The organism is Streptomyces sp. NPDC020958, assembly GCF_055562175.1.
Genome location: NZ_JBVHFU010000002.1, coordinates 734,628 through 746,881, shown reverse-complemented (window position 1 = coordinate 746,881; position 12,254 = coordinate 734,628). Strand labels below are relative to the sequence as shown.

General features: G+C 68.0%; 9 protein-coding genes. 7 read left to right on the top strand and 2 right to left on the bottom strand.

Annotated elements, in window-relative coordinates; translation table 11 throughout:
• Positions 1-13: 13 nt before the first annotated feature.
• Complete coding sequence (locus tag ACZ3KP_RS09160) at positions 14-835, bottom strand: hypothetical protein (RefSeq protein ID WP_467497706.1); 822 nt, start codon at positions 833-835, stop codon at positions 14-16.
• A 47-nt stretch (positions 836-882) separates the two neighbouring features.
• A complete protein-coding gene (locus ACZ3KP_RS09155) occupies positions 883-1,173 on the bottom strand; it encodes a hypothetical protein (RefSeq protein WP_132888667.1) in 291 nt (96 codons plus the stop codon).
• Between the two features lie 333 nt (positions 1,174-1,506).
• Here ACZ3KP_RS09155 and ACZ3KP_RS09150 point away from each other — a divergent pair, with 333 nt between their 5' ends.
• From ACZ3KP_RS09150 to ACZ3KP_RS09120, 7 genes are all read left to right on the top strand, one after another.
• A complete protein-coding gene (locus ACZ3KP_RS09150) occupies positions 1,507-3,753 on the top strand; it encodes an ABC transporter family substrate-binding protein (RefSeq protein WP_467497704.1) in 2,247 nt (748 codons plus the stop codon).
• Positions 3,754-3,926: 173 nt separating this feature from the next.
• Entirely contained in the window at positions 3,927-5,834 is a 1,908-nt protein-coding gene (gene typA / locus ACZ3KP_RS09145) for a translational GTPase TypA (RefSeq protein ID WP_358987822.1), read from the top strand.
• A gap of 525 nt (positions 5,835-6,359) precedes the next feature.
• Positions 6,360-7,982 carry a peptide ABC transporter substrate-binding protein gene (locus ACZ3KP_RS09140; RefSeq protein WP_467497702.1) on the top strand — a complete coding sequence of 541 codons (1,623 nt, stop codon included), beginning with the start codon at positions 6,360-6,362 and terminating at the stop codon, positions 7,980-7,982.
• Positions 7,983-8,131: 149 nt separating this feature from the next.
• Complete coding sequence (locus tag ACZ3KP_RS09135; protein ID WP_132888670.1) at positions 8,132-9,058, top strand: ABC transporter permease; 927 nt, start codon at positions 8,132-8,134, stop codon at positions 9,056-9,058.
• Complete coding sequence (locus ACZ3KP_RS09130) at positions 9,051-9,989, top strand: ABC transporter permease (RefSeq protein WP_361334519.1); 939 nt, start codon at positions 9,051-9,053, stop codon at positions 9,987-9,989. The genes ACZ3KP_RS09135 and ACZ3KP_RS09130 overlap by 8 nt, the downstream gene beginning before the upstream one ends.
• Before the next feature lie 11 nt (positions 9,990-10,000).
• Positions 10,001-11,062 carry an ABC transporter ATP-binding protein gene (locus tag ACZ3KP_RS09125; protein ID WP_358986854.1) on the top strand — a complete coding sequence of 354 codons (1,062 nt, stop codon included), beginning with the start codon at positions 10,001-10,003 and terminating at the stop codon, positions 11,060-11,062.
• Complete coding sequence (locus tag ACZ3KP_RS09120; RefSeq protein ID WP_467497698.1) at positions 11,055-12,203, top strand: ABC transporter ATP-binding protein; 1,149 nt, start codon at positions 11,055-11,057, stop codon at positions 12,201-12,203. Before ACZ3KP_RS09125 ends, ACZ3KP_RS09120 begins: the two co-directional genes overlap by 8 nt.
• The last annotated feature ends 51 nt before the right edge of the window (positions 12,204-12,254 follow it).

Here is a 12,254-nt window from a genome sequence, read left to right as displayed (position 1 = left end):
CAAGCCCCAGTCCCTAGAAGAATCGCGGATCGTCGAAGACACCGGACGCGAGCAGGTAGACGTAGAAGTCGGCGAGCGCCACGCTCACCAACGACGCCCAGGCGAGCAGCATGTGCCGGGCGTTGAGCCGGCCAACGAACTGCCATGCCCTGTAGCGCACGGGGTGCTTGGAGAAGTGCTTGAGCTTGCCGCCGACGATGTGCCGGCAGGAGTGGCAGGACAGCGTGTACAGCCAGATCAGCGTGATGTTGACCAGGAAGACCAGGGTGCCCAGACCCATGTGGCCCCAGCGCTCGTGCGGGTCGCGGAAGGACAGCACCGTGTCGTAGGTCAGCACGCAGGCGACGAGCAGGGCGGCGTAGAAGAAGTACCGGTGGACGTTCTGCAGGATCAGCGGGAAGCGGGTCTCACCGGTGTACCTCGCGTGCGGCTCGGCCACCGCGCAGGCCGGCGGGGACGCCCAGAAGCTGCGGTAGTAGGCCTTGCGGTAGTAGTAGCAGGTCAGCCGGAAGCCCAGCGGGAAGATCAGGATGATGATCGCCGGGGAGATCGCCCACCAGCTGCCGAAGAGGTCGGCGTTCGGCCCGGCCGGCATGTTCTTGCAGTTCTCCGCCAGACAGGGTGAGTAGAACGGCGAGACGTACGGCGCCGCGTAGTAGTGGGCGTTCGCGAACGCGCGCCAGGTCGAGTAGACGACGAACGCGAACAGACCGGCCGCGGTGACGGCGGGCGCCAGCCACCAGCGGTCGGTCCGCAGGTGCGGGGCGGAGATCGCGGCGCGCGTACGGGTGCGTACGCCGCTGCTGTTCGGATGGGGTTCCGTACCAGTGGCCAATGGATGACTCCGGTCGGTTCGGGGGCGGGGGCCTGCGGGCGGCGCTCCTACGGTGCGCGCCGGTCGCGGGCGCCGAGACCCTCGTCGTCCGTGTCCGTCCACAGGTTGATGTCGTACGGGTCGTCGGAGATGGTGACGAGCTCGGGGCGCTTGCCGGGGGTGCCGGTGTGGGCGGCCTCCCGCAGCAGGGCCACGCTCTCGCGCAGGTGATCGGCATCGGCGCGGACGCGGCGCATCTCCAGTCCGCCGCTCCCGAGCTGCTGCTCCAGGCGGCCGACGGACCGGGTCAGGTCCTCCAGGCAGCGCTGAACTGACGTCAGGTCGTCGTGCACGGACATGACGTGACCTCACTTCCACGGACTCGGTGGTCCAAGGCGGCGACGTTCATGCGCCTGCGAGTGTTGCGCGTCACACCTGCCGATGTGAAGCCATGTGCAGCGATTGGCGGATTGCAGGCCTCCGTCGCACGCCCGCACGCGCTCTGTGTGCGCCGGGGCGTTGCGCCGCACGGGTGGGCTTTGACAGTCCCCGCCGCCGTGTCGTCCCCGGCCGGGGGACCCCGTCCCTTTCAGTGGGGTCCGTACAACTGACGTACATGTGATCAACTCCAAAATACCCCCAAATGTGAACAGACCCCACCCGTGGTACCGGGCCACACGGAGGTAGCAGAGATGTCTCACCGCGGAGTCGGCGCCGGGCAGCGCCCCGAAGGGGCGCGGGGAACTGCGCGACCAGCCACGACGGCGCCGCACTCTCACGACGGCGGCACTTCCCAGCGCTACCGGCGAAGCCTCGCCTTCCTCACCGCCGGCGCCCTCGCCGTCCCCCTGCTCGCCGGCTGCGGCTCCGACGACGAGGGCAGCAAGCCGCTCGCCGGACCGGACATCGCGGCGGTCGCCCGGGACGCGGTCGCCGAGGGCGGCACGCTCAAGATGGCCGTGGACGCCGTACCGGAGACCCTCAACACCTTCCAGGCCGACGCGGACGCCGGCACCACCCGGGTCGCCCAGGCCGTCCTGCCGTCGATGTTCACCGTCGACGCCACCGGCAAGCCCGTCCGCAACCCCGACTACCTGGAGTCGGCGAAGGTCATCGAGACCGAGCCGCGCCAGGTCGTCCTCTACAAGCTCAACCAGCAGGCCGTCTGGAGCGACGGCCGGGAGATCGGCGCCGCCGACTTCGCCGCCCAGTGGCGCGCCCTGTCCGGCAAGGACTCCGCCTACTGGACCGCACGCAACGCCGGGTACGACCGCATCGCCCAGATCGAGCGGGGCGCCAACGACCTGGAGGTCCGGGTCACCTTCGACCGGCCCTACGCCGACTGGCGGTCGCTGTTCTCGCCGCTGTACCCGAAGGACGTCATGGGCGCCCCGGACACCTTCAACGACGGCGCCCGCCGGAAGCTGTCCGTCACGGCCGGACCCTTCAAGGTCGACAAGGTCGACCCCGCCAAGAAGGACGTGGTGCTCACCCGCAGCCCACGCTGGTGGGGCCGCCCGGCCAAGCTCGACGAGATCGACCTGCACGCCGTCCCCCGCGACAAGCGGGCCTCGGCGCTCGCCGACGGCACGGTCGACGTCGCGGACATCGACGCATCCGAGGCCGAGCGGATCATCATCGCCGGGCGCGACAAGGGCACCGGCACGCCGTTGCAGGGCGCGGGCCGGACCTCCGCCAAGAAGCTGCGCTCCTGGGCGCTCGCCCTCGGCATGGACGGGGAAAAGCTGCCGAAGGGGCCGAAGAAGCTCCGCAAGAGCATCGCGAAGTGGCTGGAGCAGCAGCAGGAGCTGCGGGCCTTCGACGTCCGCAAGTCGCTGGAGCCCGCCTACACCCAGCTGGCCCTGAACGGCTCCGAGGGTCCCCTCGCCGACGAGCGGGTCCGGCGGGCCGTCGCCCGCGCGCTCGACCGCACGGCCCTCGCCAAGCTGGTCCTGGCCCCGCTGGGGCTGCCCGCGGTGCCGGTCGGCAGCCACCTCGGCCTCTCCGGGCAGGCGGTCTACACCGACAGCAGCGGGGCGCTCGGCGGCCTGGACACCCACGAGGCGCAGGCGCTGCTCGCCGACGCGGGCTGGGTGGCCGGCGGACCGATCAAGGCGGCGGGCAAGGCGGCCGGCGCGGAGGGCGAGAAGGGCGACAAGGGCGAGAAGGGGGACAAGGGCGAGAAGGGCGACGGCGACGCGGAGGACAAGTCCGACGGCGGGCGGGACGGGCAGTACATCGTCGGGGAGGACGACAAGGGGCCCGACGGCAAGGACACCCGTGACCACCAGAAGGACCACGCGCACGGCGCGCCGGGTGCGTACGCGCCGAAGGGCACCGCCGCGCCCAGGGCCGGTGCGCCGGCCGGGCCGCTGGCCAAGGACGGGCAGGCGCTCTCGCTGCGGTTCGTGCTGCCGTCCGGACCGGGTTCGGGGACGCTCCAGGCGGTCGCCGACCAGATCTCGAAGATGCTGGACAAGGTGGGCATCCTCACCGAGATCAAGAAGGTCCCCGACGACAGCTACTTCAAGGACCACATCGCGGCCGGGCAGTACGACCTCGCGCTGTACTCGTGGCCGGCGTCCCCGTACCCGGCGACGGACGCGCGGCCGATCTACGCGAAGCCCGTGGTGGCGGCCGACGGGTCGCTGAACGTCGAGCAGAACTACACGCGAGTGGGCACCGACCAGGTGGACCAGCTCTTCGACCAGGCGCTCGGGACGCTGGACGAGGACGAGGCGGACGGTCTGCTGCGCAAGGCGGACTCCCGGATCTGGGCCGCGGCGGGATCACTGCCGCTGTACCAGCGGCCGCAGATCGTGGGCGCCCGCAAGGGGCTGGTGAACGTGGGGGCCTTCGGGTTCCGCACGCCGGTGTACCAGGACATGGGATTCCTGAAGAAGGGGGCGAAGGTGTCGGCGAGTCCGACCAAGGGGTAGGCACGGGGCAGGGCGGCGGGATCGGCCTTTCCGGCGGCCCAGCGAGCCCCGGTTACAAACGACACGTAACATGGGGTGAGGCCGTGGCGTGTCAAGCCCGGCAGGCCCGCGTCACACGGACGTACGCAGAGGGCCTTCTCAACACCCCGGGAGTACGCCGCACCATGGCTGTGATCGCAACGCGTCACGACATCCGCAACGTCGCCATCGTCGCCCATGTCGACCACGGCAAGACGACCCTCGTCGACGCCATGCTGAAGCAGGCCGGTGCCTTCGCGGCGCATGCCGCCGAGTCGCTCGACGACCGCATGATGGACTCGAACGACCTGGAGCGTGAGAAGGGCATCACGATCCTGGCCAAGAACACGGCCGTGAAGTACCACCCCAAGGATGGCGGCGACGTCATCACCATCAACATCATCGACACCCCGGGCCACGCCGACTTCGGTGGCGAGGTCGAGCGCGGTCTGTCGATGGTGGACGCGGTGGTGCTGCTCGTCGACGCCTCCGAGGGCCCGCTGCCCCAGACCCGCTTCGTGCTGCGCAAGGCCCTCCAGCAGCGCCTGCCCGTCATCCTGTGCATCAACAAGACGGACCGCCCGGACTCCCGGATCGACGAGGTCGTCAACGAGACCTACGACCTCTTCCTCGACCTGGACGCCGACGAGGACCAGATCGAGTTCCCGATCGTCTACGCGTGCGCGCGGGACGGCGTGGCCTCGCTGACCAAGCCCGAGGACGGCACCGTCCCGCAGGACAGCGACAACCTGGAGCCCTTCTTCTCCACCATCCTGTCGCACGTCCCGGCCCCGCAGTACGACGAGTCGGCCCCCCTCCAGGCGCACGTCACCAACCTGGACGCCGACAACTTCCTCGGCCGCATCGCGCTGCTCCGCGTCGAGCAGGGCGAGCTGCGCAAGGGCCAGACCGTCACCTGGATCAAGCGTGACGGCACCATGTCCAACGTGCGCATCACCGAGCTGCTGATGACCGAGGCGCTCACCCGCAAGCCCGCCGAGGTGGCGGGCCCCGGTGACATCTGTGCCGTCGCCGGTATCGCGGACATCATGATCGGCGAGACCCTCGCCGACCCCGAGAACCCGATCCCGCTGCCGCTGATCACGGTCGACGAGCCGGCGATCTCGATGGTCATCGGTACGAACACCTCCCCGCTGGTCGGCCGGGGCGGCACCGGCAAGGGCGCCGACAACAAGGCGGCGGTCAAGGACCGCAAGGTGACCGCCCGTCAGGTCAAGGACCGCCTCGACCGCGAGCTGATCGGTAACGTCTCGCTGCGCGTGCTCGACACCGACCGTCCGGACGCCTGGGAGGTCCAGGGCCGTGGTGAGCTGGCGCTCGCCATCCTGGTCGAGCAGATGCGCCGGGAGGGCTTCGAGCTGACCATCGGCAAGCCGCAGGTCGTCACCAAGCAGGTCGACGGCAAGACGTACGAGCCCGTCGAGCGCATGACGATCGACGTGCCCGAGGAGCACATGGGCGCGGTCACGCAGCTCATGGGCGTCCGCAAGGGCCGGATGGACAACATGTCCAACCACGGCTCCGGCTGGGTCCGCATGGAGTTCGTGGTGCCGTCCCGCGGTCTCATCGGCTTCCGTACCGAGTTCCTCACGCAGACCCGCGGCACGGGCATCGGCCACTCCATCCACGAGGGTCACGAGCCCTGGTTCGGCCCCCTGCAGACCCGTAACAACGGCTCCCTGGTCGCCGACCGCGCCGGCGCCGTCACCGCGTTCGCGATGACGAACCTCCAGGAGCGCGGTGTGCTGTTCGTGGAGCCCGGCACCGAGGTGTACGAGGGCATGATCGTCGGCGAGAACTCCCGCTCCGACGACATGGACGTCAACATCACCAAGGAGAAGAAGCTCACGAACATGCGGTCGTCCTCGGCCGACACGTTCGAGGCGATCGTGCCGCCGCGCAAGCTCTCCCTGGAGCAGTCGCTGGAGTTCTGCCGCGACGACGAGTGCGTCGAGGTGACCCCGGAGGCCGTCCGCATCCGCAAGGTGAACCTGGACGCCCGCGAGCGGGCCCGCGCCGCCAGCCGCGCCAAGCACGGCTGACGCCGGCCGACCCACGGCAGAGCCGGGCACCCCGCACCGCGGGGTGCCCGGCTCTTTCGCTGGGTCCGAGGGTAGGGAAAACCCTCGTTCTGCCCCTGGAACCGCGAACGGCGACCCGCGCGGCACTAGGCTTTCTCACAGCGAGTGCTCCCCCCTGCGCCCATGCCGCAGCCGCCGGGATTCTGCAACTGGATTTTCATCCCACTCGCGTTCGGTATACGAACATTCGCGACCGATAGATGTGTAACAAGTCCGTTTCGCAGGGATCTTTCTGCTGACCCTTTGTCCGGATTTTGGAAGATGTACGGCGAAGGTGTGATCGAACCGAGACCTTGTGAGTGTGGTTCGGCCATGGCGGATGGCAGATAGTTAGGCGCGTAGAGCTCGGATCAACGGGTCATGCGCTGGACGCGGCGTCGACTTGCGAGCGCGGGGAGTGCACCTCACGGTTTCAGGCGCCGGTGACGGCGAAGTGTCGTGTGCTCCCCTCCGCGGTGAATCAATGGACTCATGAGGAGGAGCCCCATGCGTGGTGCCAAGAGCGCCAAGTGGGTTGCGATAGCTGCCGTTGTGGCGCTGGGCGCGACGGCCTGTGGTGGCGGCGGGGACGACACCAGCTCGGGCAAGGGCAAGGGCAACGGCGTGGTCTCGGTGGAGATCGGCGAACCGCAGAACAGCCTGGTTCCCACGAACACGTACGAGACCGAGGGCGGCCAGGTCATCAACGCCCTCTTCACGGGTCTGACCAAGCTTGACGCCGACAACAAGGTCGTCAACGCCATGGCCGAGTCGATCGAGACCAAGGACAACAAGGTCTGGACGATCAAGCTCAAGTCCGGCTACACGTTCCACAACGGCGAGAAGGTGACGGCCCAGTCCTTCGCCGACGCGTGGAACTACGGCGCGAACCAGACCAACGCGCAGCAGACCAACCCGCTGTTCAGCCACATCGCGGGCTACGCGGACCTGAACCCGGGCCAGGGCAAGAAGCCCAAGACCGACAAGCTGTCCGGTCTGAAGGTCGTCGACGACAACACCCTCCAGGTCACCCTGAACGGTCCGTTCTCGGCGTTCCCGTCGCAGCTGTCCTTCACCGCGTTCGTCCCGCTGCCCAAGGCGTTCTTCAAGGACCCGAAGGGCTTCGGCGAGGCTCCGATCGGCAACGGCCCCTTCCAGATGAAGGGCACGTTCAAGCACAACGAAGAGATCGACGTCACGAAGTACGCCAAGTACCCGGACGCCTCGAAGATCGAGGTCAAGGGCGTCAACTTCAAGATCTACTCGGACCTGGACACCGCCTACAAGGACGTCGTCGCGGGCAACCTCGACACCCTGCTGACGATCCCCACCTCGGGTCTCCCGACGTACCACAAGGACCTCGCGGGCCGTTACATCGACGAGCCCGACTCGGCCGTCGGTTACATCGGTTTCCCGATCAAGTACAACAAGGCCTTCCAGAACGCGGACCTCCGCAAGGCCATCTCCATGTCGATCGACCGCAAGACGATCGCGGACAAGGTCTTCCTCGGTTCCCGTACGCCCGCGGACGACTACATCAGCCCGATCATCGACGGCTACCGCAAGGGCGCCTGCGGCGATTCGTGCACCTACAACCCGACCAAGGCCAAGGAGCTCTACAAGCAGAGCGGCGGCCTGCCGGGCAACACGCTGGAGATCGGCTACAACGCGGACGGCGGCCACAAGGAGTGGGTCGAGGCCGTCTCGAACCAGATCCAGCAGGCCCTCGGCGTCAAGGTGACGGCCAAGCCGTTCGAGCAGTTCCAGACGATCCTCAACGACCTGGACGCCAAGAAGTACCAGGGCGCGTTCCGGATGGCCTGGAGCATGGACTACCCGGACATGGAGGACTACCTCCGTCCGGTCTTCTCCAAGGACGCCATCGCCAACGGCTCGAACTACTCCGGCTACGTCAACGAGGACTTCGAGAAGCTGCTCGTCCAGGGCGACCAGGCCCCGACGCACGAGGACGCCATCAAGAAGTACCAGCAGGCGGACGACGTCCTCCTCAAGGACCTGCCGTACATCCCGGTGTACTTCTACACCCTGAACACGGGCTTCAGCGACAAGATCAAGTCGATGAAGATCGCCGGTCACCAGATCCTGTGGGACACGGTCAAGCTCAACTGACCTGGTTCTGAGCAGTTCTGACACAGAGCGGTACGGGGTGAGCAGGGGGAGGAGAGACCTTCCCCTGCTCACTCCTGCTGCCGTCTCCCGTCCGACCGTGCCGATCCCCTCCGGTCGCGGTCGGGTCGAGCACCCCCTCTGGAGTACCCATGGGCCGATACGTCGTGCGCCGCCTCCTGCAGGTGATCCCTGTGGTGATAGGCGTCACGTTCATCATCTTCTGCCTGGTCTTCGCTCTGCCCGGCGACCCGATCCAGGCACTGGCCGGCGACAAGCGCGCCGACCCCAACATCGCGGCGATCATTCGCGCGCACTACCACCTCAACGAGCCGCTCTACCAGCAGTACTGGCACTACATCAGCGGCGTGTTCACCGGCGACCTCGGTGAGACGTACAACGGACGTGCCATCTCGGACATCGTCTCCCAGCGGTTCCCCGTCACCCTGAAGCTGGGTCTGACGGCGTTCGCCATCGAGGCCGTCATCGGCATTCTCGCCGGCATCTTCTCCGCCCTGAAGCGGGGCAAGTTCATCGACAACGTCGTGCTGATCTCGACGCTCGTCCTGATCTCGATCCCCGTCTTCGTGCTCGGCAGCGTGCTCCAGCTGGAGTTCGGTGTGAACCTCAAGGCCACACCGGTCGCCGGCATCGAGAAGGGCTGGCCGCAGAGCTACATCCTCCCGGCCATCGTGCTCGCCTCGACCTCCATGGCCTACATCGCCCGGCTGGTGCGCACCAGCATGACCGAGTCCAACCGCGCGGACTACGTCCGGACCGCGGTGGCCAAGGGGCTGCCACGGTGGCGGGTCATCGGCGTGCACTCGCTGCGCAACTCACTGATCCCGGTGGTCACCTTCCTCGGCTTCGACCTGGGCGCCCTCATGGGCGGTGCCATCATCACCGAGCGCGTGTTCAACCTGCCCGGTATCGGCGGTCAGCTGGCCCAGTCCGTGTATCTGCGGGAACGGCCGGTCGTGGTCGGTCTGGTGACCCTGCTCGTCCTGATCTACCTGGTCGCCAACCTCCTCGTAGACCTGCTGTACGCCGTGCTCGACCCGAGGATTCGCTATGAGTGAGAAGACGATAGAGAGGCCCACCACCGACGAGGCCGCCATCGCCAAGGAGATCGAGGCCGAGGAGAAGGCCGCGGCCCGGCAGGCGAGCCTGCTCAAGGACGGCTGGGCGGACCTGCGCAAGCGGCCCATGTTCCTGGTGACGGCCTTCATCATCGTGTGCCTGCTCGCCCTGGCGATCGCGCCCAGCCTGTTCACGGGCCGTTCCCCGTTCTCGGACGGCTTCTGCCAGCTCCAGAACTCCATGAACGGGCCGTCCTCCGGGCACCTCTTCGGCTACGACGTCCAGGGCTGCGACATCTACACGCGTACCGTGTACGGCACCCGCAACTCGATCGTCGTCGGTGTGGTCACGACCCTGGTCACCACGCTGATCGGCGGTCTGCTGGGCATGCTGTCCGGTCTGGTCGGCGGCTGGGTCGACGCGCTGCTGTCCCGCGTCACCGAGGTGTTCTCCGCCCTGCCGCTCATCGTCGGCGGTCTGCTGATCATGTCGATCTGGGGCGGCGGCGACGTGTGGTCGGTGTCGTTCATCATGGCGATCCTCGGCTGGCCGCAGGTCTTCCGGATCATGCGCGGTGAGGTCATCGGCAACAAGTACAACGACTACGTGATGGCGGCCAGGGCGCTGGGCGCGGACTCGGGACGGATCGCCTTCCGGCACATCCTGCCGAACACGCTCGCCCCCGTGATCGTCATCACCACCATGAACCTGGGCGTCTACATCGCCGCCGAGGCCGCCCTGTCCTACCTGGGCATCGGCATCCAGTACCCGAACATCTCGTGGGGCGTCATGATCAGCGATGCCCAGGACCGGTTCCTGACCAGCCCGCACGCGCTGCTGTTCCCGGCAGGTGCCCTGAGCATCACCGTGCTGGCGTTCATCGTGCTCGGCGACGTGGTCCGCGACGCCTTCGACCCCAAGATGCGCTGAGGGAGGCGTACGTGACCATCATCGACCCGACGGACGCCGTCCCGGCCCCGCGCCCCGGCGACCCCGAGCGCACCGGCCCCCTGCTCGAAGTGCGTGACCTGCACGTCGAGTTCCAGACCCGCGAGGGCGTGGTCCGCGCCGTCAACGGCGTCAACTACTCCGTGAACTCCGGGGAGACGCTCGCCGTGCTCGGCGAGTCCGGCTCCGGGAAGTCCGTGACCGCGCAGGCGATCATGGGCATCCTCGACATGCCGCCGGCCCGCATCCCCAAGGGGGAGATCCGCTTCTACGGCCAGGACATGCTCACCATGTCCGACGAGGAGCGGCGCAAGCTGCGCGGCGCCCGGATCGCGATGATCTTCCAGGACGCCCTCTCCTCGCTGAACCCGGTGCTCTCCGTGGGCTACCAGCTCGGCGAGATGTTCCGCGTCCACCAGGGCATGTCCAAGAAGGACGCCAAGGCCAAGGCGATCGAGCTGATGGACCGGGTGAAGATCCCGGCCGCCGCGGCCCGGGTGAACGACTACCCGCACCAGTTCTCCGGCGGTATGCGCCAGCGCATCATGATCGCGATGGCGCTCGCCCTGGAACCGGACCTGATCATCGCCGACGAGCCGACGACGGCCCTCGACGTGACCGTCCAGGCCCAGGTCATGGACCTGCTCGCGGAACTTCAGCGCGAGTACCAGATGGGCCTGATCCTCATCACCCACGACCTCGGCGTCGTGGCGGACGTGGCCGACAAGATCGCCGTGATGTACGCGGGCCGGATCGTGGAGACCGCACCGGTGCACGAGCTGTACAAGCGGCCCGCGCACCCCTACACCCGGGGCCTGCTGGACTCGATCCCGCGCCTGGACCAGAAGGGCCAGGAGCTCTACGCCATCAAGGGACTGCCGCCCAACCTGCTCAAGGTGCCCAGCGGCTGTGCCTTCAACCCGCGCTGTGACAGGGCGCAGGACATCTGCCGCACGGACCGTCCGCTGCTGGTCCCGGTGACCGAGCCGGACGGCACGGAACTGCCGGGCCGCGCCAGCGCGTGCCACTTCTGGAAGGAGACGATCAATGGCTGAGTCGACCAAGGCCGGCGAGCCGGCGGACGCGACGCCCAACGTCTCCGACGTGGAGGTCACCGACGTCCACTCCGAGGCCGAGGCGGTGGCCGCCCTGGACGCTCCGGTGGAGCGGGGTGAGCCGATCCTCCAGGTGCGCAACCTGGTCAAGCACTTCCCGCTGACCCAGGGCATCGTCTTCAAGCGGCAGATCGGCGCGGTGAAGGCCGTCGACGGCGTCACCTTCGACCTCTACCAGGGCGAGACCCTGGGAGTCGTGGGCGAGTCCGGCTGCGGCAAGTCGACGGTGGCCAAGCTCCTGATGAACCTGGAGCAGGCGACGGCCGGCGAGATCTTCTACAAGGGCCAGGACATCACCCGGCTCTCCGGCAGGGCGCTCAAGGCGGTCCGCCGGAACATCCAGATGATCTTCCAGGACCCGTACACCTCGCTCAACCCCCGGATGACGGTCGGCGACATCATCGGCGAGCCCTTCGACATCCACCCCGAGGTGGCGCCCAAGGGCGACCGGCGCAAGCGGGTCAAGGAGCTGCTGGACGTCGTCGGCCTGAACCCCGAGTACATCAACCGGTACCCGCACCAGTTCTCCGGCGGCCAGCGCCAGCGCATCGGCATCGCGCGCGGCCTGGCGCTCAACCCGGAGATCATCATCTGCGACGAGCCGGTGTCCGCGCTGGACGTGTCCGTCCAGGCACAGGTCATCAACCTGATGGAGAAGCTCCAGGACGAGTTCAACCTCTCCTACATCTTCATCGCGCACGACCTGTCGATCGTCCGGCACATCTCGGACCGGGTCGGGGTCATGTACCTCGGCAAGATCGCCGAGATCGGCTCCGACGAGCAGATCTACGAGCACCCGACGCACCCGTACACCCAGGCGCTGCTGTCGGCCGTGCCCGTGCCGGACCCGCAGGACCGTGAGCGGCGCGAGCGGATCATCCTGACCGGCGACGTGCCGTCCCCGGCCAACCCGCCGTCCGGCTGCCGCTTCCGCACCCGGTGCTGGAAGGCCCAGGACAAGTGCGCCGAGGAGGTTCCGCTGCTCGCGATCCCCGAGCGCTTCAAGGGCGTGGACTCCCCGGCGGCCCACGAGTCGGCCTGCCACTTCGCCGAGGAGAAGGACGTCGTCCACGCGGCCTGACACCCCGGCACCAGCGTCACGGTTCCCGGTATCCCCGCAGGGGTACCGGGA